This is a genomic window from Euzebya sp., from assembly GCF_964222135.1.
Taxonomy (GTDB): Bacteria; Actinomycetota; Nitriliruptoria; order Euzebyales; family Euzebyaceae; genus Euzebya.
In genome coordinates this window covers 46687-68252 of sequence record NZ_CAXQBR010000074.1, presented here as the reverse complement: position 1 = coordinate 68252, position 21566 = coordinate 46687, and the positions used below count along the sequence as shown (strand labels likewise).

21 protein-coding genes are annotated in these 21566 nt (G+C 73.8%); 5 read left to right on the top strand and 16 right to left on the bottom strand.

Translation table 11 applies throughout. From position 1 onward, the window contains the following. Nucleotides 1–176 precede the first annotated feature (176 nt). From ACEQ2X_RS16420 to ACEQ2X_RS16410, 3 genes are all read right to left on the bottom strand, one after another. Nucleotides 177–1100 (bottom strand): hypothetical protein, encoded by a 924-nt coding sequence (locus ACEQ2X_RS16420; protein ID WP_370326910.1) that lies wholly within the window; start codon nucleotides 1098–1100, stop codon nucleotides 177–179. Next, on the bottom strand, nucleotides 1048–2727 hold the full coding sequence (locus tag ACEQ2X_RS16415; RefSeq protein ID WP_370326909.1) for a PP2C family protein-serine/threonine phosphatase: 1680 nt from the start codon (nucleotides 2725–2727) through the stop codon (nucleotides 1048–1050). Before ACEQ2X_RS16415 ends, ACEQ2X_RS16420 begins: the two co-directional genes overlap by 53 nt. 123 nt (nucleotides 2728–2850) lie before the next feature. After that, nucleotides 2851–3762: a hypothetical protein gene (locus ACEQ2X_RS16410; protein WP_370326908.1), complete on the bottom strand. Its 912-nt coding sequence runs from the start codon at nucleotides 3760–3762 to the stop codon at nucleotides 2851–2853. A 144-nt stretch (nucleotides 3763–3906) separates the two neighbouring features. Between ACEQ2X_RS16410 and ACEQ2X_RS16405 the strand changes: the two genes are divergently transcribed. Next, nucleotides 3907–4449: a DUF4916 domain-containing protein gene (locus tag ACEQ2X_RS16405; RefSeq protein WP_370326907.1), complete on the top strand. Its 543-nt coding sequence runs from the start codon at nucleotides 3907–3909 to the stop codon at nucleotides 4447–4449. 54 nt (nucleotides 4450–4503) lie between these two features. Here the strand turns inward: ACEQ2X_RS16405 and ACEQ2X_RS16400 are convergent, their stop codons facing one another. The 3 genes from ACEQ2X_RS16400 to groES form a co-directional block, all read right to left on the bottom strand. After that, complete coding sequence (locus tag ACEQ2X_RS16400) at nucleotides 4504–6381, bottom strand: trypsin-like serine protease (protein WP_370326906.1); 1878 nt, start codon at nucleotides 6379–6381, stop codon at nucleotides 4504–4506. 167 nt (nucleotides 6382–6548) lie between these two features. Further along, complete coding sequence (groL, locus tag ACEQ2X_RS16395) at nucleotides 6549–8183, bottom strand: chaperonin GroEL (protein WP_370326905.1); 1635 nt, start codon at nucleotides 8181–8183, stop codon at nucleotides 6549–6551. 17 nt (nucleotides 8184–8200) lie between these two features. Beyond that, a complete protein-coding gene (groES, locus tag ACEQ2X_RS16390; RefSeq protein ID WP_370326904.1) occupies nucleotides 8201–8509 on the bottom strand; it encodes a co-chaperone GroES in 309 nt (102 codons plus the stop codon). Between the two features lie 395 nt (nucleotides 8510–8904). Between groES and ACEQ2X_RS16385 the strand changes: the two genes are divergently transcribed. After that, nucleotides 8905–9381 carry a transcriptional regulator gene (locus tag ACEQ2X_RS16385; RefSeq protein WP_370326903.1) on the top strand — a complete coding sequence of 159 codons (477 nt, stop codon included), beginning with the start codon at nucleotides 8905–8907 and terminating at the stop codon, nucleotides 9379–9381. A 3-nt stretch (nucleotides 9382–9384) separates the two neighbouring features. On the opposite strand, the gene ACEQ2X_RS16380 is transcribed toward ACEQ2X_RS16385, so the two are convergent. From ACEQ2X_RS16380 to tsaE, 5 genes are read right to left on the bottom strand one after another with little or no spacing between them, the layout of a single operon-like run. Beyond that, complete coding sequence (locus tag ACEQ2X_RS16380; protein ID WP_370326902.1) at nucleotides 9385–10248, bottom strand: GNAT family N-acetyltransferase; 864 nt, start codon at nucleotides 10246–10248, stop codon at nucleotides 9385–9387. Beyond that, a complete protein-coding gene (gene tsaD / locus ACEQ2X_RS16375; RefSeq protein WP_370326901.1) occupies nucleotides 10245–11264 on the bottom strand; it encodes a tRNA (adenosine(37)-N6)-threonylcarbamoyltransferase complex transferase subunit TsaD in 1020 nt (339 codons plus the stop codon). Before tsaD ends, ACEQ2X_RS16380 begins: the two co-directional genes overlap by 4 nt. After that, nucleotides 11265–11834 (bottom strand): ribosomal protein S18-alanine N-acetyltransferase, encoded by a 570-nt coding sequence (gene rimI, locus ACEQ2X_RS16370; RefSeq protein WP_370326900.1) that lies wholly within the window; start codon nucleotides 11832–11834, stop codon nucleotides 11265–11267. Then, nucleotides 11831–12562, bottom strand: a complete 732-nt coding sequence (tsaB, locus tag ACEQ2X_RS16365; RefSeq protein ID WP_370326899.1) for a tRNA (adenosine(37)-N6)-threonylcarbamoyltransferase complex dimerization subunit type 1 TsaB — start codon at nucleotides 12560–12562, stop codon at nucleotides 11831–11833. Before tsaB ends, rimI begins: the two co-directional genes overlap by 4 nt. Before the next feature lies 1 nt (nucleotide 12563). Then, nucleotides 12564–13133, bottom strand: a complete 570-nt coding sequence (gene tsaE / locus ACEQ2X_RS16360) for a tRNA (adenosine(37)-N6)-threonylcarbamoyltransferase complex ATPase subunit type 1 TsaE (RefSeq protein WP_370326914.1) — start codon at nucleotides 13131–13133, stop codon at nucleotides 12564–12566. A 56-nt stretch (nucleotides 13134–13189) separates the two neighbouring features. Between tsaE and ACEQ2X_RS16355 the strand changes: the two genes are divergently transcribed. The 3 genes from ACEQ2X_RS16355 to ACEQ2X_RS16345 are packed head-to-tail and all read left to right on the top strand — an operon-like array spanning nucleotide 13190 to nucleotide 15312. After that, nucleotides 13190–13942: an enoyl-CoA hydratase gene (locus tag ACEQ2X_RS16355; protein WP_370326898.1), complete on the top strand. Its 753-nt coding sequence runs from the start codon at nucleotides 13190–13192 to the stop codon at nucleotides 13940–13942. Continuing rightward, on the top strand, nucleotides 13942–14718 hold the full coding sequence (locus tag ACEQ2X_RS16350; RefSeq protein WP_370326897.1) for a cyclopropane-fatty-acyl-phospholipid synthase family protein: 777 nt from the start codon (nucleotides 13942–13944) through the stop codon (nucleotides 14716–14718). Before ACEQ2X_RS16355 ends, ACEQ2X_RS16350 begins: the two co-directional genes overlap by 1 nt. A gap of 3 nt (nucleotides 14719–14721) precedes the next feature. Further along, nucleotides 14722–15312 carry a hypothetical protein gene (locus ACEQ2X_RS16345; RefSeq protein ID WP_370326896.1) on the top strand — a complete coding sequence of 197 codons (591 nt, stop codon included), beginning with the start codon at nucleotides 14722–14724 and terminating at the stop codon, nucleotides 15310–15312. 87 nt (nucleotides 15313–15399) lie between these two features. Here the strand turns inward: ACEQ2X_RS16345 and ACEQ2X_RS16340 are convergent, their stop codons facing one another. The 5 genes from ACEQ2X_RS16340 to ACEQ2X_RS16320 all read right to left on the bottom strand — a co-directional run bounded on the left by ACEQ2X_RS16340 (nucleotide 15400) and on the right by ACEQ2X_RS16320 (nucleotide 21565). Next, nucleotides 15400–17118 carry a sodium:solute symporter gene (locus ACEQ2X_RS16340; RefSeq protein ID WP_370326895.1) on the bottom strand — a complete coding sequence of 573 codons (1719 nt, stop codon included), beginning with the start codon at nucleotides 17116–17118 and terminating at the stop codon, nucleotides 15400–15402. 63 nt (nucleotides 17119–17181) lie between these two features. After that, a complete protein-coding gene (locus ACEQ2X_RS16335; protein ID WP_370326894.1) occupies nucleotides 17182–18789 on the bottom strand; it encodes an ABC-F family ATP-binding cassette domain-containing protein in 1608 nt (535 codons plus the stop codon). 150 nt (nucleotides 18790–18939) lie between these two features. After that, a complete protein-coding gene (locus ACEQ2X_RS16330; protein WP_370326913.1) occupies nucleotides 18940–19290 on the bottom strand; it encodes a hypothetical protein in 351 nt (116 codons plus the stop codon). A gap of 1 nt (nucleotide 19291) precedes the next feature. Beyond that, nucleotides 19292–20596, bottom strand: coding sequence for a phenylacetate--CoA ligase family protein (locus tag ACEQ2X_RS16325; protein WP_370326893.1), 1305 nt, complete (start codon nucleotides 20594–20596; stop codon nucleotides 19292–19294). A gap of 216 nt (nucleotides 20597–20812) precedes the next feature. Further along, a complete protein-coding gene (locus tag ACEQ2X_RS16320) occupies nucleotides 20813–21565 on the bottom strand; it encodes an N-acetyltransferase (protein WP_370326892.1) in 753 nt (250 codons plus the stop codon). Nucleotide 21566 lies beyond the last annotated feature (1 nt).

Below are 21566 nucleotides of genomic sequence, written 5' to 3'. Positions count from 1 at the left end.
CGCCCCCCCGCGCCGCCCGGGGGCGTCGGGGCTCGGCGGGATCCCCACCCCAGCCCGCCACGAGGGCGACGCCCTCGAGGTCGCCGTGTGGGTCGCGATCACCCATCGCCCGCTGCCGCCTCCATGGCCGCCCACGGTACCGCCCGGGGGCGCGCGACCCCGGGCAGGCGGTCCGCTCACCCGCCGAGGGCGTGCTCCAGGTCCGCCAGCCGCGCCGCCACCTCGTCGGGGACGGCCAGCAGGGGCGTGTGGGCCGCCCAGCAGGCGCGTGACTCCGCGTCGGCGGCCGCGCGGTCCTCCCCGTACGGCGCGGGTGACCACATCGCCCGCAGCTCGTCGTAGGCGGTCCCGGCGGCGGCCAGGGCCACCTCGCGCAGCGCAGCGGTCCGCTGGGCGATCAGCTGGGCCCACGCGAGCCGGTTCTCGCGGGTGCCGGGGCAGGCCGGCGGGGAGGGGGGGAGCTGCTCGGCCAAGGGGACGAGCGCGGCCGCTCGCGCGGCCAGGGCGTCCATCCGCGCGGCGAACTCGCTGCGGGAGCCCCGGACCGTCCAACCGTCCACCACCGCGTCGCTCTCGACGTCGAACGCCGCGACCGGCTCGAGCGCGTCGAGCTCGGTCCCGACGGCTGCGGTCACGGCCGCCGCCTCGTCCAGCAGGGCCCGGGCGGCGGCGTCCACCTGCGGCAGCGCGGCGGCGTCGATCCCGTCCACGGCGGCGGTCAGGGCGGCCGCCAGCGGCTCCACCTGCCGGGCGAGCGCGCGGACGTCCGTGATCTGGACCTGCTGGGCCCGGCCGCGCGGCACCTCGTGGCGCAGGAAGTCGACGCGGCGCGCCAGGTCGAGCGTCGTCTCGGCCAGGTCGACGGCGGGCCCGCCCACGGACTCGCGGGCGGCGCCCCGCACCGGGGCGACGCCGGGGGTGGCGACCGGGGCGGCCGTGGCAGCGGGTGAGGCGACCGGTGGCCGGCCGGCACGGGGCTCGTCGGGGAGGGGTGGGACGCACGCCGTGAGGACCAGGACGAGCCCCAGGGCGGTGACGACGTGGCGGCTACTCCGGGCGGCGGACGACGAGGATCGCGCAGTCGTCGTCGGGGGGGCCACCCGCCCAAGCATGCACGCTGTGCCACAGGCCCGCGGCCAGGGTCTTCGCGCTCCAGGTCGGCACGGCGGTCAGGCGCTCGGCGCGGGCGCGGAGGCGATCGATCCCGTACCGCTCGCCGGTCGCGTCGGTCGCGTCGGTCACCCCGTCGGTGAAGAGGACCAGGGCCTGCCCGCGATCGAGCGCGAAGACCACCGGCGGGGCGGCGGAGTTGACCGCGTCGACGCCGAGGGGTGGGGCCGGGGAGGACTCCACGACGGTCACGTCCCCGCCGGCCACCAGCAGGGGGGAGGGGTGGCCGGCCAGGAGCAGCTGGCTCTCCCAGGTGGTCGTGTCCACCGCGAGCAGGGCCAGGGTGACGAAGCGGTCGACGTCGAGCTCGCGGGCGACGACGCCGTTCAGCAGGTGGCTGATGACCGTCGGGTGGGCGCCGCGCCCGCCGATGGCCCGGAGCGACCACACGACCATGCTGGCTGCGCTCGCGGCGTTGATCCCCTTCCCGGACACGTCGCCGAGGGCGACGATCGCCTGGTCCTCCCCCGCGGTGAACCAGTCGTAGAAGTCCCCGCCGAAGGAGCCCGGGGCGCTCGTGTTCGGGTGGTGCTCGACGGCCAGCTCCACGCCCTCGGGTCGGGTGCTCGGGCGGAGCGCGCGGGTGTAGCCGCTCAGCAGCGTGCGCCGCTCGGCGGCCATCTCCACCTCGCGCATCGCCGGGCCGGAGGCGGTGACCAGCGACGCGAGGACGCCCTGGGAGAGCTCGTCGAGGGGCTGGTGGTGCAGGATGCCGAGGGCACGCGGCGGATCGGTGGACAGGGCCATGAGCGTGACGAGCGGGCCGTCGGGCTCGATGCGGGCGGGGCTCTCCACCAGCGACCGGACCGCCGGCCCTGTCCGCGGGTCGAGCAGGCGGCGGACCCGACCCTCGATGCTGCGGCCGGACAGCCGCGCGCCCTCCTCGACGCCGGCCACGACCACCGGTGAGGGGTCCTGGACGTCCGCGGCGGCCCACACCCGGGCACCGGCGATGCCGTCGAGGCGGACGAGCCCCGAGGTGATGGCCTCGAGCAGCTGGGTCGGGCTGACGGCGGCGCCGAGGTTGCCGGCCAGCTCGGTCACGCCGCGCAGCAGCGCCTGGGAGCGGCGGCTGGCGCTGGCGAGCTCGAGGCTCTCGATCGACGGGGCCGCGATGTCCGCCATCGCCTGGAGGTGGCGGAGGTCGACGTCCTCGTCGAGGTCGGGTCCGCCGACCGCGAGCAGCTTCGTCGGGCCGCGGCGCGACGCGATGCGGACCACCGCCCCGCGGTCCCAGCGCTCGACCTCCCGGAAGGGCCGCGGCGCGTCGTCGCGACGGCTCCAGCGGAGCTGGGTCCGGCCGAGCAGCACGCCCCAGAGGGACGCTCGCACGTCGCCGATCGACAGCTGCTCCCCGAGGCTCGAGTCCCGGTCGGCGATCCTGACCAGCCCGTCCAGGGCCGACCGCTCGAGCACCGCCGCGCCGGTCGCACCGGTGACCTCCGCGGCGTGGTCCAGGAGGACCCCGAGCAGGCGGTCGGCGTCCACGATCGCGGCCAGGCGGGCGGCGAGCGCGGCGAGGTCGAGGTCGCGCACCTCTGCGGAGGGGTCAGGCATGTGGCCGCGCCAGCCAACTACGGGGGGCGGGTCCGGTCAAACCGGACGGGACGGGAGCGGGGATGGGTGGACCGATCGTGACCGGGGTGGGCATGGTCGGGCACCGGTCCAAGATCGCGGGGATCAGGCGTCCGTGGCGGGGCCGGCGCCACGGTACAACCCCTCCGCGGCGGCGTCGGCCACCTCCCCAACCAGCCAGTCCGCCGGGGGGCGGCGCAGGGCCTCGGCCCGCAGCGGGTCGGGGAGGGTGTCGAGGACGCCGCCGGCGAACTGGCGGGCCCGGGCGAGGTGGCGGTCGGCGCCGTCGGGGTCGACCTCGGCGAGGATCAGCTCGGCCGGCCAGATCAGGGGGGCGGCACCGCACCGCGCCGCCAGCTGGAGGCCGCGCTCGGCCATGCGCCGCGCCTCGGTGCGATCGCCGCTGGCCGCCCGGGACGCGGCCAGGAAGATGAGGGACTTGGCGTGGTGCCGCCTGGCGCCCTGCTCGCTCGCGACCTTCGCGCCGGACGCGAAGACCCGTGCGGCCCGGGCGTACGCGCCGGTGACCATGAGCACCTCCCCGCGGACCCAGGTGAGCCGGACGCCCTGGCGCCAGGACCCCGCGGCGGTGACGGCCGCCGAGGCCACCTGGAGGCGGCGGCTCAGCACCGTCCGCTCCATCCCCAGGCCGACCGCGTCGGCGACCTGGCCGATGCGGATGGCCGCGCGGACCGGGGCGGAGCGGACCCGATCGGCCCGCATGACCTCGAGGGCGGCCTCGTCGGCCTCCTCCGCCCGGGCGTGCAGGGCGATCTGGCGGTACAGCATCGCCTCGGTCATGAGGGCGCTGGCCTGGAGGACGGGCGTCCCCGCCTTGGCCGCCGCGCAGGCGTCGAGCGCCTCCCCGTAGCGGCCGAGCGCGGTCAACATCCACGCGCGCTTCCACTCGACGGTCGGACCCTCGACGCCGTCGAGGCTGCTCAGCGCCCGCTCGAGGCGCCCGCTGAGCGCGTCGCGCCCGAGGGACGGGGCGGTCGTGGCCTTCGGCTCAGCCATCTGCGGTGGGGACGGCGCACCGCAGGTGCACGTCGGGACGGGTCATGTGCGGTGAACCCTAGCCCGCGGGTGCGCCCGCAGGGACACCCGTGCCACACTGCGGGCCTCCCGAGACCGACCAGCGAGAGTGGGGCGACGTAGTCCGTGAGCGATGCCGACATCCTTGAGACCGCCGCCAGCTGGCTCGAGGAGGAGGAGCTGGCGTACGTGCGAGAACGGGTGCCGACGGTGTACGTCGAGGCGATCCCCGTCCGCGCCAACCACCTCGGAGAGGTCGAGAAGGTCGGGTTGCTGCTGCGGCCCCGACCCGATGGCTCGGTGTCACGCGCGATCGTGAGCGGCCGGGTGCTGTACGGCGAGACGGTCCGCGAGGCGCTGTGGCGCCACCTGACCAAGGACCTCGGGCCGGAGGCCGACCCGCTCCTCCCGGCGGAGGTCGCGCCGTTCACGATCGCCGAGTACTTCCCCACGCCCGAGCGCACCGGGTTCAGCGACATCCGCCAGCACGCGGTGAGCCTGGTGTTCATCGTCCCGGTCACCGGGGAGTGCGCCCCCTCCCAGGACGCCCTCGAGTTCTCCTGGCTGACCGTCGAGGACGCCACGTCGCCGCTCGTGGCGACCGAGATGTCCGGGGGCCAGGACATCCTGATCCGCCGCGCGATGGCGCACGTCGGCCGCCTGCCCTAGCAGGACCGCGCCGGGGGCGTCCGGCGGACGCCCCCAGCGGGTCGTGTGCTCCTGTCAGCCCGCGGCGCACCCCTGGCCGGCGGAGGCGGCCTGGAGCGGCGCGAGGGCGGCGTCGGCCACCAGGCTCGTGCTCCCGATGGCGATGACCTCGGCGTCGAGGCCGCAGATGGAGTCGAGGACCGACTGCTCGACCGCGCTGCCGTCACCCTCGAGCGGGGCGAACACCCCACCGACGTTGCCGACGACCTGGGAGGCGGCGAGCACGTGCGCGAACGCGTCGTCGCGCCGCAGGTTCACGGCGAGGACGACCTCCGGCTCGGTGATCGGCTCGCCGCTGAACTCGAAGATCTCCGCGTTCAGCGGGAACAGCTCGTAGCGGTTGAACACCGTGATGTCGGCGCTCGTGGCGATCCGGCTCGGGCCCTGCAGCTCGATGAGGGTGTCGGGGCCGGTGATGGCCTCGATCTCGTCGCGCACCGCCTGGCCGATCACGGCGTCGCCGCCGAGGACCATCACGGTGGTCGGCTGGTAGGTGGACAGGTACTCCGCGGCGGGGCCGCCGAGGGTGTCGGTCGGGGTCAGCAGCACGGGGATGCCGAACCACGCCGAGATCTGGCCGACGGCTACCGCGTCGGGCCAGTTGCCCTCGTAGGCGACGATGACGGAGTCGAACGGCGGCACCTCGCCCCCGTTGACGGTGGCGATGACCTCCTCGGCGACCAGCCGGGCGGTCTCCTGGCGTCCGGAGCCGCCCAGCCGGACGACCTCGAAGCCGTCGGCGATGAGCTGCTGCTCGGCCTCGGCGCTGACCGCGGCCACGCCCCCGAGGATGTAGATGACCCCGCCGGCGGGGACGGTGCGCTGGAACTCGGCGAGCGTCGCCGGTCCGAGCTGCCCGGCGGCGTCGACGTACAGGAGCGGCCCGTGGTAGGACGCCAGCGCCGAGCCGCCGAGGGCGTCGGGGAAGTTCGCCGAGGCGGCGAGCACGCCGAAGGACGCGTCGCCCTGGAAGATCAGCTGGGACATGGCGATGGCGTTGGCGACCGGGTCGTCCCCGCCGACGCGGAGGGGGTCGGCGGCCGCGCCGTCGGGCTGCTCGCCGGCCGGGCCGGGGTCGGGTTGGTCGGGTTGGACCTGGCCGCCGACGATGCCGTCGATCCACTGCCTGAAGGTCGACACCTGGGCGTAGACGCCGGGTGAGCCGACGCCGCACTCGCCGCCGTAGGAGACGATGCCGATCTGGACCGGGCCGCTGTCGCGCTCGACGAAGAGCGGGCCGCCTGAGTCGCCCTGGCAGGAGTCGCGGCCGGGGTCGGCCGAGTCCTCGGTCGGGTTGCCGGCGCACAGCATGGTCAGGTCCTCCCACTGGGGCCAGAACGGCGCGCAGACGGCATCGTCGCGGACGTCGACGTCGACCTGGAGCAGCTGCTCGGACCCCTCGCGGTCGGTGCCGAGGGCGCCGTAGCCGATGACCCGGGCGACGGTGGGGGGCGCCTCCAGGGCCGCCTCGCCGGTGCCCGCCAGGGCGACCGGGGTGACCTGCGCCGCCTCGTTGGTCCGGACCAGCGCGACGTCGTTGTTGGTCGTGAGGGGGTCGTAGGAGGGGTGGGCGATGATCTCGGCAGCGGTCAGCACCTGGCCGCCCTCGGTCCAGTTCGTCGTGTCGACGGCGAAGGAGACCTGGTCGACGGAGACCGCCGGCTGGCCGCGGTCGTCGAGGACGCAGTGCGCTGCGGTGAGGATCCACTGGGGTGCGATGACCGATGCTCCGCAGCCCTGTCCGCCGTCGAAGAGGAACGCGGCCATCCAGGGGTAGGCGCCGTCGGCGGCCGGCTCGCCGTCGACGATCTGGTACTCGGGGTCCGCGGCGGCGGCCGGCGTGATGAGGGACACCACCAGGCACGCGATCGCGAGGGTTCTGAACAGCTTCAACCGGACCTCCAACTGCGTAGGGTCCGCCGCCGGGCGGCGTGCGGAGCGCGTGACGGTACGGCTCGGCCGCCCCCCTGTCGATGACGTGTTCCGGTTCTGTTCGCGGACATGACGAAGGGGCGCCCGGTGGGCGCCCCTTCGAGGTGTGCGTGCCTGGGTGGCTGGACCTAGAAGTCCATCCCGCCCATGCCGTGGTCGTGACCGCCACCGGCGCCCGCGGCCTCCTTGGGCTCGGGCTTGTCAGCGATCAGGGACTCGGTGGTCAGCAGGATGCCGGCGATGGACGCGGCGTTCTGCAGGGCCGACCGGGTGACCTTGGCGGGGTCGACGATGCCGGCGGAGATCAGGTCGCCGTACTCGCCGGTGAGGGCGTTGAGGCCCTGCCCCGGCTCGAGGTTGCGGACCTTCTCGACCACGACGGAGCCCTCGAGGCCCGCGTTGGTGGCGATCCAGTACAGCGGCGAGCTCAGGGCGGCCTTCACGATGTTCGCACCGGTCAGGTAGTCACCCTCGAGGTCCAGCTTGTCGAGCGCGGAGGCCGCCTGGATGAGCGCGGTGCCGCCACCGCCGACGATGCCCTCCTCGACCGCGGCGCGGGTCGCGGACAGGGCGTCCTCGATGCGGTGCTTCTTCTCCTTGAGCTCGACCTCGGTGGCCGCGCCGACCTTGACGACGGCGACGCCGCCGGACAGCTTGGCGAGGCGCTCCTGGAGCTTCTCGCGGTCCCAGTCCGAGTCGGTGTTGTCGATCTCGCCCTTGATCTGCTTGATCCGGCCGTCGATGTCCTCCTGGGAGCCGTTCCCCTCGACGATCGTGGTGTTGTCCTTGGTGATCGTCACCTTGCGGGCGCGGCCCAGCAGGTCCAGCGTGACGCCGTCCAGCTTCAGGCCGACCTCCTCGGAGATGACCTGGCCACCGGTCAGGATCGCGATGTCCTGCAGCATGGCCTTGCGGCGGTCACCGAAGCCGGGGGCCTTGACCGCGGCGGACTGGAAGGTCCCGCGGATCTTGTTGACCACCAGGGTCGCCAGGGCCTCGCCTTCGAGGTCCTCGGCGATGATGACCAGCGGCTTGCCGGCCTGCATGACCTTCTCGAGGACCGGCAGCAGGTCCTGGACCGAGCCGATCTTCTGGTTCGCGATGAGGATGTAGGGGTCCTCGAACACCGCCTCCATGCGGTCGGTGTCGGTGACCATGTACGGGCTGATGTAGCCCTTGTCGAACTGCATGCCCTCGACGAAGTCGAGCTCCAGCCCGAAGGTCTGGGACTCCTCGACGGTGATCACGCCGTCCTTGCCGACCTTGTCCATCGCCTCGGCGATGACCTGGCCGACGCCCTCGTCGTTGTTGGCGGAGATGGCGGCGACGTTGGTGATCTCGTCCTGGGTCTCGATGTCCCGGGCGAGCTCGCCGATCTTCTCGACGACGCGCTCGACGGCCGACTGCATGCCGCGCTGCAGCATGGTCGGGTTGGCACCGGCTGCGACGTTGCGCAGGCCCTCCTTGATCATGGCCTGGGCCAGGACCGTGGCGGTGGTGGTGCCGTCACCGGCGACGTCGTTGGTCTTGGTCGCGACCTCCTTGACGAGCTGGGCGCCCATGTTCTCGTAGGCGTCCTCCAGCTCGATCTCGCGCGCGACGGTGACGCCGTCCTTGGTGATGGTGGGGGCGCCCCACTTCTTCTCGAGGACCACGTTGCGGCCCTTGGGGCCGAGGGTCACCTTGACCGCGTCGGCGAGCTGGTTGACACCCGACTCGAGCTTGCGGCGCGCGTCCTCGTGGAACTTCAGCTGCTTGGCCATGTGTTCTCTACCTCTTCCTACTTCTCGACCTTGGCGAGGATGTCGCGGGCGCTGAGGATGATGTACTCCTCGCCGCCCAGCTTGATCTCGGTCCCGCCGTACTTGGAGTAGATGATCGTGTCGCCCTCGGCGACCTCCATGGGGATCCGCTCGTTGTCGTCGCCGACGCGACCGGGGCCCACGGCGACGACCGTGCCCTCCTGCGGCTTCTCCTTGGCGGTGTCGGGGATCACGAGACCGCTGGCGGTGGTCTGCTCGGCCTCGTTCGCCTGCACGACGACGCGGTCCTCCAGCGGCTTCAGTGCAACCTTGGTAGCGGTCGCCATGTGTTGCTCCTCCTTGTCCGGCGCACCCGGCGCGGTCGTTCGATGACCGTGCGCCGGTGCCGGGCTCCAGGTGTCGGTGTACGTGGGGATGTACGTGGTCTGGGTCCCTGGCACTCGTTGGCGATGAGTGCCAGCACGGAGCACGTTAGCACTCCTCGGACCACGGTGCAAACGCCGTCCCCCCGTCTTGAGCGCATCGGGCTCAGGTTCCCTCCGTGCCCCTCGTCCGCCCGGACAGGGGGCGGTCGACCACCCCCAGCGCGCAGAACCCTGTACGGAACGTGTTTCTGTCGGACGTGACTCTGTGTTAGAGTTGAACGCTGAGAGAGACCGACCGACACGGTCCGTGATCGTCACAGCCCTCGACGGGGGCTGCGGCAGGAGGAGAAGTGAACGTGGCCACTGACTACCAGAAGCGCCTCGGGGCGCGGCTGAGGGCCATCCGCCAGCAGCAGGGGTTGACGCTGCAGCAGGTGGAGGAGGTCTCGGGGGGCCGCTGGAAGGCGGTCGTGGTCGGGTCCTACGAGCGCGGGGATCGCGCGGTCAGCGTCGCCAAGCTGGCCGAGCTCAGCGAGTTCTACAACGTGCCGGTCTCCGAGCTGCTGCCGAAGGAGGACCTGCCGTCGACCGCCAGCTCCGCGGCGTCGAAGATCATGCTCGACCTGCGCAAGCTGTCCCGCGCCGATCTCGATCCCGACCTCCGCCCGGTCTCGCGGTTCGCGCACACGATCCAGCTGCAGCGCGGCGACTTCAACGGCAACGTCCTGACGATACGGGGTGAGGACCTCCGCGCCCTCAGCGTCATCTACGGCACCGACCCCGAGGACCTCGTCATCCGCCTCGAGGACGAGGGCGTCCTGGCACAGGTCTGACGGTCAGCGGAGGGCGAGGATCCAGTTGCCGCGCTCGGTGAAGCCGGCGCGGCGGTAGGCGGCGATGGCCGCGACGTTGTCGTCGCGGACGTGGAGGCTGACGACGGGCAGCCCCCCGTCGAGCAGCTCGCGGGCGAGGGTCGCGATCATGCCTGTGGCGATGCCGCGGCCCCGCACGTCGCGCTGCACGTAGACGCCGGCGATCTGGGCCCCCCGCCGCAGCGAGTGCAGCGACAGGTCGACCTTCGCCACCGGCCGCCCGTGGCGCTGCACGACCCAGGTCATGCCGCGGTCCACGCTCTCGGCCATGCGGTGGCGGACGCCCTGGCGCGCCCCGCCGACCAGCGGCGGGCCCATCCGGTCCTCGACGTGGAGGCGGCAGGCGAAGTCCTCGAGGAGGTCGAGGTCCGCCCGGGAGGCGCGGCGGAAGCCCTCGATGGGCGCACCCGGCGCCACGCCGGCCGCGTCGGTCGTCATCAGCCGCTGGACCCGGGTGCTCGGCCGGCGCCGCCACCACGACCGGCTGCTCGCCTCGACCAGAGCGCGGGCGAGGGGCTCGTCGCCGATCAGGATCCGCCAGCGGGCCCGGTCGATGGACGGCGCGAGGGCCTCCGCCGCCGCCGGGTCGCCGGCCGGGACGACGGTGCCCGTCAGGCCCAGGTGGACCACGGCGCGGGGGCGGTCGTCGCCGAAGACGACGAACCGGTCGACCTCACCGCGGTCGAGCGCGTCGAGCAGGTAGTGGTGACGCGGGTCCCACATGCCGGCGCCCAGCCGGCCGAAGTCCGACTCGAGGGCCGCGGTCACGCGGGGGACGTCGTCGGGGCGCAGCCGCTGCGCCGTCGCGCGGGCGGGGGTCGTCGTCATGTGCGGGCGAGCGGCGAGAACCCCAGGCCGGGGTCGGCGTCCAGGTCCAGCGGCGTGCGCTGCCCCGCGACCAGCCGGTTGAAGCCGGCCGCCGCGATCATCGCCCCGTTGTCGGTGCAGAGCACCGGCTGGGGCAGCAGGAGGCGCCGCCCGGTGCGGGCGCAGCCGTCGGTCATCGCCTCCCGCAGGCGGGTGTTCGCGGCCACCCCACCCACGAGGGTGACCGTGCCGATGTCCTCGGCGGCCGCGGCGTCGAGGGTCTTCGCGACCAGCACGTCGACGATCGCCTCGGTGAAGGAGGCGGCGACGTCGCTGAGCACGATCTCCTCGTCCGCGGCGTCACGGCGGCGGAGCTCGCGGATCACGGCCGTCTTGAGGCCGGACATCGAGAAGTCGTAGGTGCCGTCGCCCAGCATCGCCCGCGGGAACGCGATCGCGGTCGGGTCGCCCGTCCGGCTGAGCTGGTCGATCTCGGGGCCGCCGGGGTAGGGGAGGCCGAGGAAGCGCGCGACCTTGTCGAAGGCCTCGCCGGCCGCGTCGTCGATCGTCGCGCCGATCGTGGAGAACGTCCCGGACGCGTCGAGGCGGACCAGGCTGGTGTGCCCGCCGGACACGATCAGCGCCAGCAGCGGGGGGTCGAGCAGCCCGTACTCGAGCTGGGTCGCGCACACGTGGCCCTCGAGGTGGTTGACCCCGATGAACGGCAGGTCGTGGGCCAGCGCGATCGACTTGGCGCCGGCGACGCCGACGAGCAGGGCGCCGACCAGCCCCGGGCCGGCGGTGACGGCGACGCCCTCCAGGTCGGCGTAGGTCGCACCCGCCTCGACCAGCGCGCGGTCGACGGCGGGCAGCAGCATCTCGAGGTGCGCGCGCGCCGCGATCTCGGGGACGACCCCGCCGAAGGGGCGGTGGACGTCGACCTGGGATCCGATCACGTTCGACCGGACCCGCACGCCGTCCTCGACCAGGGCGACGGCGGTCTCGTCACACGACGTCTCGATCCCGAGCACCAGCACCTAGGTGTCCCCTCCCCGCTCCCGGTCCCCGGCGACACCGGCGATGTGCGCGCGGCGCGCCGTCTCACGCGGTCCGGCGATGTCGTGCACCCACATGATGATCGCGTCCTCCTCGCCGCCGTAGTAGCCCCGCCGCACTCCCACCGGCGCGAAGCCGACGCGCGCGTACAGGCGCTGGGCGGCGGTGTTCGATGCCCGCACCTCGAGGGTCGCCGCGGTCGTCCCGAGGGCGACGGCGGCGTCCAGCAGCGCGAGCACCAGCCGCGTGGCGATGCCCCGGCGCCGTGCGGTCGGCGCGACCGCGACCGTGGTGATGTGGGCCTCGTCGAGCGCGCGCATCACCCCGCCGTAGCCGAGGAGGTCGTCATCCTCCTCCCCCGCCCACGCGGTCAGGTACCGCCGTCCCTCGGCGGCCAGCTCGGACGCGAACAGCGCGGGCGACCACGGCCGGTCGTGCACCGACTGCTCGAGCGCGACGACCCGGTCCAGGTGCGCGGCGCGCATCGTCGCGATGCGCGGGGCCGTGCGCGCCCGCGCCCCGGCCTGTCCCGTGACCGCGGACACCGTCATGGGGGGCCCGCCGTCCCGCCGTGCAGCGCGCCCCGCTTGGCCCAGCCGATCTGGGCGTCGGCCTGGCGGAGGTAGATCGGCGTCAGCTCCTCGGGACGTCGGGTCTCCTCCCGGATGAACCGGCCCATCGCGAGCGCGACCAGGGCCCGCGCGTCGGGGTGGACCGATCCCTCGGCGACGTCCGCGCCGGCGCTCTCGAGGAGCCCCCGGTGCTGCACGGCGCCCTCCCCGACGCACAGCGTGTCCTCCGTCGTGGCCTCGAGCTCGGCCGCCAGCACGTCGGGACGGCCGCGCCGGAACTCGCCCAGGCGCTGCACGCCGCCGTGGACCGACTTGTACGTCGCCCAGAACAGCTCGCCGCGCCGCGCGTCGATGACGCTGCACAGCTGCCGACGGACGTGGCGGTGGGGGAAGGCGAGCAGGTCGAGGGATGCGAGACCGACCATCGGCAGGCTGCGCGCGTGGGCGAACGCCTGGGCGGTGGTGATCCCCACCCGCATGCCGGTGAACAGGCCGGGGCCGAGGGAGACGGCCACGCCGTTCACCGCCGAGGCGTCGACGCCGGCGGTGTCGAGGCAGTAGCGGATCGCGGGGGCCACGAACGCGCCGTGGGCGCGGGCCAGCTCGGGCAGGCCGGGGCCGATCGCCGCGGAGGCGACGACGCCCTTGTCGGTCCCGAGGCAGACGCTGGCCGCCGGGGTGGAGGTCTCGATGCCGAGGACCAGCACGTCAGCTCCGCTCCGCGAGCCACGGGCGCAGGTCCCCCAGGACCTCCACCAACCGCCGCGCCCAGTCGTGGCCGTGCGGAGTCAGCAGCACGGTCCGCGGCTCGGCCGTCCAGCCGCCGGCTGCGGCGGCCGAGGCGGCTCCGTCGCCGTCGAGGGGCGGCAGGCGCAGCTCGACCTCGAGGTGCTCGGCGGGCAGGAGGGGCGCCATCGCATCCCCCCACTCGACGAACGTGACGGCGTGGTCGTCGCCGGACTCGGCGAAGCCGACGTCGAGCACCTCCTGCAGGCTCTCCAGCCGGTAGACGTCGAGGTGGCGCACGTCGACGCGGCCCCCCCGGTACTCCTTGCGCAGGATGAACGACGGGCTGGTCACCCGAGCGGTCACGCCCAGCGCCGCCGCCGCGCCCTGCACGAAGCAGGTCTTGCCGGCACCGATCTCACCGGTCAGCGCCACGACGTCGCCCGGCTGCAGGACGGCGGCGAGCCGACCCGCGAGGAGCTTCGTCTCCTCCGGCGTCGTGGTGATCAGCTCCAGCTTGTGACCGATGGTGATCCTCGCCTGGTTGCGCATCACGGAGGCGTCAGTGTAGTCCTGTGGTCCCCTGCCTCCCCCTGACTGGTGAGTCGATGAGCAAGCTGACGGTCGCCGTGGCCGACGACGGCGTGGCGACCATGACCCTGACCGATCCCGATCGCCGCAACGCGATGGGGTACGAGATGGCGGCTGAGATGATCGCGGCCGCCGGTGACCTCGCCGGCGACCCGGACGTCCGCGCCCTGGTGGTCACCGGCGAGGGCAAGGGGTTCTGCGCCGGCGCGGACCTGCCCCAGCTGTTCGGGCGGCCGGACCGCCCGGTCGCCGAGCTGCGCGCCGAGCTGCAGGGCTACTACCGGGCGTTCCTCGCCATCCGCGACCTGTCGTTCCCCACGATCGCGGCGGTCAACGGCGCAGCGGTCGGGGCCGGGTTGAACCTGGCGATGGCCTGCGACGTCCGCATCGCGGGCACCCACGCGACGATGGGCGCGACGTTCGCGAAGATCGGCCTGCACCCGGGGGGCGGGTGCACCTGGTTCCTCGTGAAGGCCATGGGGCCCTCCCGCGCCCTCACCACCCTGCTGCTCGGCGACCTGCTGGACGCGGAGCGCTGCGTCGAGCTCGGCCTCGCCGAGGGGCCGGAGGAGGACTGCGTCGGCGTGGCCACGGACCTGGCCCACCGGTTCGCCCAGGTGGATCCGCAGCTCGCCCGCCACATCAAGCGGTCGGTCGCGCTCGCGGTCGAGACCGACGACCTCGGGGCGGTCCTCGAGTACGAGTCGTGGGCCCAGGCCGCCTCCGCCCAGTCCGACGAGCTGCGCCGCTGGGTGGCCAAGTTCAGCTGATGGCCGACGACACCGCGGCCGACGGGTTCTGGCGGATCCACGACGGGCTCCCGCGCGAGGGACCCGGCTCGCCGGCCTCGACCAGGCGCGCCCTGGACCTGTCCGGGATCGGCGGACGCGCCCGCGTCGTCGACGTCGGTTGCGGACCGGGCCCCCAGTCGCTGGTGCTCGCCGAGGCCATGCCAGATGCGGAGATCCTCGCCGTGGACGCCCACGAACCCTTCGTCGCGGAGGTGCGCCGCCGGGCGGCCGACGCCGGGGTCGCCGACCGCGTGACCGCGGTCGTCGGGGACATGGCCGACCTGGGGTCCGTGGTGGACCGCCACGTGGGCGGACCGGTCGACCTGATCTGGTCCGAGGGCGCCGCCTACGTGATGGGCTTCGAGGCGGCCCTCCGCACCTGGCACCCGGTCCTGGGCCCCGGCGGCGTGCTGGCGCTGACCGAGCCGGTGTGGCTCGCCCCCACCGTGCCGCAGGCCGTGCGGGACTTCTGGGACGAGGCCTACCCGGCCCTCCAACCCCTCCAGGTCCGTCGCGCGCAGGCGCTGCACGCCGGCTACCGGCGCATCGGCGACTTCGTGCTGCCCCGCGAGGACTGGGACGCCTACTACGAGCCCGTCCGCGCGCGGCTGGCCGAGCTGCGCGAGGACCCGGCCCGGATCGGTCCGGCTCTGGCCGACGCGATCGCTGCCACCGAGGCCGAGCTGGCGGCCTTCGACGGCGGAGGGGCGGAGGCGGTCGGCTACGCCTTCCTCGTCCTCCGACGGGACGGCTGAGCCGTGCTGTTCGGCGGCGCGCAGTGGCAGGCGGTCGCGGACGGCCGCATCACCGTGGCGTTCAGGCGGTGGCGCCGCCCCACGGTCAAGGCCGGCGGCACGCTGCGCAGCGGCGCCGGCTACCTGGCGATCGACGCCGTCGAGGTGCTCGACTCCGTCGACGACATCGACCCCGACGACGTGGCCCGAGCAGGTCACGACTCCCTCGAGGAGCTGATCGCCGCCCTGCGCCCCGCCGAGGAGGGCCGGCAGCTGTACCGCATCGCCTTCCACCCCGCGGGTGCGGACCCGCGGGACGCGCTCCGCGCCGACGACCGCCTGGGGCCCGCCGAGCTGGCCGCCGTGCGGGTGCGCATGGACCGGATGGACCGCGCCGCCCCCTCGCCCTGGACCCGGGCGACGCTGCGCGTGATCGCGGACCACCCCGAGGTCGTCTCGACCGAGCTCGCGCCGCTGCTCGACCAGGAGCGGCAGGCCTTCAAGGCCAACGTCCGCAAGCTGAAGGCCCTCGGCCTGACCGTCAGCCACCGGGTCGGCTACGAGCTGTCACCCCGGGGTCGCGCGGTGCTCGCGGCCCTCGAGGACGGGCGGTGAGGACGGGCGGTGAGGTCGGTCGGGGCGACGAGGTCGGGCGCGATCGGGGCCTGCCTCGCCTGACGGCGAGGATCGGCGCGATCCTGATCAGAAGACCAGCGGGGAGAAGTAGATCCAGCAGGCCACCACACCGGCGATCACACCACCGGAGAGGAGCAGGTCGCGACGTCGCCAGGCCGGATCGTCTGTGAGGTCCACGTCCGCCTCGGTCTCGGTCTCGGTCTCCGTGGCCGTCCCACCGCCCCCGTGCCGCCCGGCTGACCCGGTGCCCGCCTCCGCCGTGCCGTAGGTGAGCCCCTCCACGTCCTCGGTGGCCGGCTCCTGGGTGACCGCGCTGACGCCGACGAGGACCATGACGCAGAAGAGGAACAGCACGAAGGCGAAGTGCAGGAAGTTGAACTCGGCGAACGCCTCGAGCCACGAGCCGGAGGGGAGCCGGTCGTTCTCCGCGCCGTTGTAGAGCTCGAGGGCGAGGCGGCCGAACCCGACGACGAACCCGGCCCACAGCGACGCGAGCGCCCCCTTCGCGTTGATCCGCTTCCAGGCGAGCCCGAGGATGAACACCGCGGCGATCGGCGGGGCGATGTAGGACTGCACGCTCTGCAGGTAGGCGTAGAGGGTGTTCGAGATGTTCTCCATCAGCGGGATGAACGCCAGCCCGACGACGGTCAGCGCGGCGGTGGACGCCCGGCCGACCCACACGAGCTGCCCCTCCGAGGCATCGGGCTTCCACTCGCGGTACACGTCCCAGGTCACGAGCGTCGAGGTGGCGTTGAAGACGCTCGACAGCGAGCTCATCAGCGCGGCGAGCAGCCCGGCGACGACGATGCCGCGGATGCCGGCCGGCAGGATCGCGCCGACCAGCGCGGGGAGGGCCTGGTCGGAGCTCTCGAGCTCGAGCGCACCGGTCTGGGTCAGGGCGTAGGCGATGAGCCCGGGGATCACGAAGATGAAGAGGGGGAGGAGCTTCAGGTAGCCGCCGAAGATCGTCCCGCGTCGGGCGTTGTCGATGTTCCGCGCCGCCAGGGTCCGCTGGACGATGTACTGGTCGGTGCACCAGTACCAGATGCCGGTGATCGGCGCGCCGAGCAGGATGCCGGTCCAGGGGAAGTCCGACTCGCCGAGCGGCTGCCACACGCTCATGAACCCCTCGGGGACCGTCTCGGTCATGACGCCCCAGCCGCCCAGCTCGGCCAGCCCCAGGACGGTGACCAGCACCGACCCGATGATCAGCACGAACATCTGCAGCATGTCGGTGTAGACGACCGCGCGGAGCCCCCCGATCACGGTGTAGAGGCCGGTGAACAGGACGGTGACGATCGCGCCGGTCCAGAAGCTGACCCCCATCAGCGTCTCGAAGACGATGCCGCCGGCGTACAACGACACGGTGATCTTCGTCAGCACGTACCCGACGATGGAGATGTAGGAGAGGTACCGGCGCGCGCCCGGGGAGTACCGCTTCTCGAGGAACTCCGGCATCGTGAACACGCCGCTCTTGACGTAGAACGGCACGAAGACCCAGCCGAGCAGCAGCAGGATCAGGGACGCGAGCAGCTCGAACTGGGCCGTGGCGACACCCGAGTCCGCCCCCGTGCCGCTCAGCCCGACGAGGTGCTCGGACCCGATGTTCGACACGAACAGCGACGCGCCGACGACGAACCACCCGATGTTGCGCCCGCCGAGGAAGTAGCCCGCCGCGGTGTCCTTGCTCGCCTCGCTGCGGTACGCCCACACGGCGACGCCGAAGACCCCGACGAAGTACAGCCCGATGATGGCCCAGTCCAGGGCCGCCAGGTTCGCCTCCATGACCTGCCTCCTGCCCCTCCGGCTCTGCTGGGGCACCCGGTTCCTCTCCCGGTCGGACGGGTTTCACACCTCGGAGTCGCGGGCCGGTCGCAGCGCGTGCACGTCCCCCTCCCACCGCCGCCGCAGCCAGCGGTCGTGGCTGGCCACCACGACCGCCCCGGGCGAGCGGTCCAGCGCGGCCTCGAGCTCATCGGTGAGGGTGAGGGAGAGGTGGTCGGTCGGCTCGTCCAGCAACAGGACGTGCGGGGCGGTCGCCAGGACGACGGCGAGCGCGAGGCGCCGGCGCTGGCCGACGGACAGCTCGAGGACGGGCCGCCCGAGGTCCCTCGGCCGGATCAGGCCGAGCGCCACGAGGTCTGGTGCGTCGGGCAGGTCGGCGGTCGCCCGGGCGTACCAGGCGCGGGGCGTGTCGCTCGGGTCGGCGGGCCGGACGTCCTGGGCCAGGCGGGCGATGCGGACGCCGGGCTGGCGCAGGACCTCGCCGGCCGTCGGGTGCAGCGACCCCTCGAGCACGGCGAGGAGCGTCGACTTGCCGACCCCGTTCGGGCCGGTGACGAGGATCCGCGCGCCGGCGGGGACGTCCAGCCGGGTCGGGGCGAGCCTGCCGTCGACCGCCACGTCCTGGGCGCTGAGGAGGATGCCGGTCGGGCCGGCGGCGGCCAGCCGATCGGCGCGCAGGTGCAGCGTCGCCGGCGGCTTGGGCACGCGGTCGGCGGCCAGACGGGCCTGGTCCGTCCGGGCGCGGCGCAACGTCCCGGCGGCCGTCCGCTCGGCGGTCCGGGCGCCGAAGAAGGGGATGAACTTGTCGCCGTCGGTCGCGGTGACGGTGCGCTTGGCGCGCCTGACCTCCCGGACCCGCGCCGCGACGGCGTGCTCGGCCGCGCGGTGGGCGGCGAAGGCCTCCTCCCACTGCCGACGGACGAGCTCCCGGTGGGCGCGGTAGGCCGACCAGCCGCCCGGGACGACGGCGGGCCGGCCCCGGAGCGGATCGAGGTCGAGCACGCCGGTGGCGACGTCGTCGATGAGCTGGCGGTCGTGGGAGGCGACGACGACGGGGCCGGCGAACCCCCTCAGCCGCTCGGTGAGCCAGGCCACGGCCTCGTCGTCCAGGTGGTTGGTCGGCTCGTCGAGGAGCAGCCCGGCCGGCTCGGCGGCGAACAGGCCGAGCAGCTGGAGGCGGCCGCGCTGCCCCCCGGACAGGTGGCCGACCACCCGGTCCGGGTCCAGGGCGTCGACGCCGAGCTCGGCCGCCAGCACGTCGGCCCGTCCCGCCGCATCCCACGCCTGCGCGGCGTCCGCGGCGGCGATCGCATCGGACAGCGCCTGCTGGGCGGCGGGGTCGTCGGGATGTCCTGCGAGCCGGGTCCCGGCGTCGGTGACGGCGGACGTGAGCCGCTCGGCCCAGGCGGTCGCCGCGGCGACGGCCTCGGCGACGGCCGTCGCCGGGGGCCAGGGCGGGACCTGGGTCTGCACGCCGAGGCGACCCGGCGGACGGGTCACCGTCCCGGCGTCCGGGGTGATCGTGCCGGCGAGGACGCCGAGGACGGTCGACTTCCCCGAGCCGTTCTCGCCGACCAGGACGATGCGGTGGCCGTCGGCGACGGTCAGGTCGAGGTCGTCGAGGACGACGGCGGCTCGGAAGGACACCACGAGGGAGTGCACTGCGAACATCGATGCTCCGGAGGGGACGGGAGCGGACCCGCCGGGCCGTGGAGGCCGCGGTCGCGGGAGCGGAGTCGATGGTCAGTGGCGCATAGGTCGCACTGTGCGTGCGGTGCGGAGTATGGCGGTCCCCCGGAGCCGGTGCAACGACGGTGTGGGTCAGCCGCTCAGGTCGTCGAGCTCCTGCAGCAGGTCGTGGGCGGCCAGCTCGACGGCCTTGTGGCGCCACTGGGCGGCGCGGAAGCGGCAGGCGATCAGGCCGGAGCGGTGGAGGCGGCGGAAGTCCCCGAAGACGAAGGCGTACCGGGCCTTCGTCCCGTCGGTCGCGCCGGCGGTCAAACCCAGGTGCCAGGCCGCGTACTCCTCCCAGCTGTGGCGCTCGAGGTAGGTGTTCTCCTTGGCGGCGTCCGGCTGGGCGTCGCCCCACTCCGAGTCGAGGACGTACTGCCGGTTCGCGATCAGGTCCCGCGCCCTCTCGACGCCCGCCGGGTTGACGTCGTAGCTCGCCACCTCAGCCGCCCGCCAGCGGGTGATCGTCACCGGTCCGCTCGAACACCCGCTGGGCCTTGCCCCCCTCGGGCCGCGGCACGGTCCCCGGCGATCCGAGGTCGACCCCCACACGGATGCGCAGGGTCGAGTGGAGCCGCCGCTCCAGGCGGTCCCGGATCACGTCGGTCGCGGTCAGGTGGTCCTCGGACGCGAGCTCGCAGTGCACGGTCAGGTCGGCCATCACCTGCCGGCGGTCGACGACGATCGCGTAGTGGCCGGCGAGGGCCTCCTCGGCCAGCAGCACCGACTCGATGGCGGAGGGGAAGACGTTCACGCCTCGGATGATGAGCATGTCGTCCGCCCTGCCGGAGATCCGATCGAGCCGCGTGAACGTCCGCCCGCAGGGTGACGGCTCGTCGACCAGCCGGGTGATGTCGCCGGTCCGGTAGCGGATCATCGGCTGGGCCTCCTTGGTGAGGGTGGTGATGACCAGCTCACCGGGCTCGCCGGGCGGGACCGGGTCGGTGCCGTCAGGGTCGATGATCTCCGGCAGGAAGTGGTCGTCGAAGATGAACGGGGCGCCCTTCCCCTCGACGGACTCCACCATCACGCCGGGGCCGATGATCTCGCTCAGCCCGTAGATGTCGACCGCGTCGATGCCCCACAGCGCCTCGATGCGGTCGCGCATCTCGTTCGACCAGGGCTCTGCGCCGAGCACGGCGTACTCGGCGCGGATGTCGTCCATCAGCCCCATCTCGATCGCCGTCTCGCCGAGGCGCAGGGCGAAGGAGGGGGTGCAGCAGAACCCGCGGGCGCCGAGGTCCGCCAGCAGCTGGGCCTGCAGGGCGGTGTTCCCGCCCGAGGCCGGGACGACCGTGACGCCGAGCGCCTCCGCCCCGCCGTGCAGCCCGAGCCGACCGGTGAACAGGCCGTACCCGTAGGCGATGTGGAAGACGTCGTCGGGCCGGCCGCCCGCGGCGGCGATGCAGCGGGCGTTGACCTCGGCGAACAGGCGCAGGTCAGCAGCGGTGTAGGCGACGATGGTCGGCTTGCCCGAGGTGCCCGACGAGGCGTGCACCCGCGCGCAGTCCCCGATGGGGACGGTGAGGGTGCCGTACGGGTAGGCGTCGCGCAGCTCGGCCTTGGTGGTGAAGGGGAGGGACGGCAGGTCGTCGACGCCGGTGACCTCGCCGACGCCGTCGAGCTTGGCCCGCCACCAGGCGGTGTCGACCCGCTGCAGGCGCCGGACGAGGTCGGCCAGGCGGCGATCCTGGAGGCGACGGCGCTCGTCGACCGGCATGGTCTCGAGGTCGGGCTGGAACATCATCGGCGGCTCTCCCTCCTGGCGGGCTCGTGGGGGAGCCTTCCACATCGTGCGACGGAGGAGGGCGGGGCCGCGTGGTGCCGGGGCCGCAGTGCCGCGAGAAGCCCACGGGTCGGTGACGGGCGCGTCGCCCGGTCCCGCGAGCCCGCCAGCCACCCACGGGTCGATGACGGGCGCCTCACCAGCGGCTCGACCAGATGAACAGAGGGTTCCTGACGCTCAGCCCAGGCGGTGGCGCACCCACACGTTGGGTTCGACGTAGACGACGCGCTCGCCGTCGCTCACGACGGGTGCGAGCGCGAGCGGCACGATGTGCGGGCCGGGTTCGGACAGGTCCAGGCCGGTCCACTCCCGCCAGTCCCCCACCGAGCCCTCGATGTGCATCGACTGCTCGCACGGCCCGATGACCTCACCGCCGGCGCGGACGTGGACGCGCAGCCACGGGTCCTCCGGCAGCCCGTCGTCACGCACCCGCAGCAGGTACGCCGCCATGGACTCCTCCGGCACCTCGTGCTTGGCCGACGGGCGGACCGGGGCGTAGAGGTCGCGCATCCCCATCGCGGCGACGGTCGTGCGCATGTGCGCGAGCAGGATCCCGCTCAACCCCCCGCCGCGCAGGTCCGGGCGGATGCCGATCTCGAGGGCCGACGCCACGTCGCAGGCAGTCCCGGACTCCCGCGCCGCGATGCCGGTTTCGATCACCCAGTCCCAGCCGCGATCGTCGAGGCCGGCGGACGAGGGGAACGGCACGAACAGGCAGCGGCACACCACGTCACCGGTGGGGTCGGTGACGACGAGGGCGCAGTCGGCCCACCGGGTGGCCATGTGGACGTAGAACGAGCCCCCGGCGCTCGACTGCATCATGAACCGCGGCCACACCTGGCCCCCGAGGACCCTGACCCCCTCGATCAGCTCGGGGCGGTCGGCGAGGCGGTGGATCGACAGGCCCGCCGGCAGGTCGGGGATGTCCACC

Bases quoted from the DNA above. Each gene is read 5' to 3' on its own strand.
- tsaE (WP_370326914.1), bottom strand. From the start codon at position 13,133: ATGCGCAACCAGGCGAGGATCACCATCGGTCACAAGCTGGAGCTGATC.
- groES (WP_370326904.1), bottom strand. From the start codon at position 8,509: ATGGCGACCGCTACCAAGGTTGCACTGAAGCCGCTGGAGGACCGCGTC.
- ACEQ2X_RS16415 (WP_370326909.1), bottom strand. From the start codon at position 2,727: ATGCCTGACCCCTCCGCAGAGGTGCGCGACCTCGACCTCGCCGCGCTC.
- ACEQ2X_RS16325 (WP_370326893.1), bottom strand. From the start codon at position 20,596: ATGATGTTCCAGCCCGACCTCGAGACCATGCCGGTCGACGAGCGCCGT.
- groL (WP_370326905.1), bottom strand. From the start codon at position 8,183: ATGGCCAAGCAGCTGAAGTTCCACGAGGACGCGCGCCGCAAGCTCGAG.
- ACEQ2X_RS16355 (WP_370326898.1), top strand. From the start codon at position 13,190: ATGAGCAAGCTGACGGTCGCCGTGGCCGACGACGGCGTGGCGACCATG.
- ACEQ2X_RS16410 (WP_370326908.1), bottom strand. From the start codon at position 3,762: ATGGCTGAGCCGAAGGCCACGACCGCCCCGTCCCTCGGGCGCGACGCG.
- rimI (WP_370326900.1), bottom strand. From the start codon at position 11,834: ATGACGGTGTCCGCGGTCACGGGACAGGCCGGGGCGCGGGCGCGCACG.
- ACEQ2X_RS16335 (WP_370326894.1), bottom strand. From the start codon at position 18,789: ATGTTCGCAGTGCACTCCCTCGTGGTGTCCTTCCGAGCCGCCGTCGTC.
- ACEQ2X_RS16340 (WP_370326895.1), bottom strand. From the start codon at position 17,118: ATGGAGGCGAACCTGGCGGCCCTGGACTGGGCCATCATCGGGCTGTAC.
- ACEQ2X_RS16350 (WP_370326897.1), top strand. From the start codon at position 13,942: ATGGCCGACGACACCGCGGCCGACGGGTTCTGGCGGATCCACGACGGG.
- ACEQ2X_RS16380 (WP_370326902.1), bottom strand. From the start codon at position 10,248: ATGACGACGACCCCCGCCCGCGCGACGGCGCAGCGGCTGCGCCCCGAC.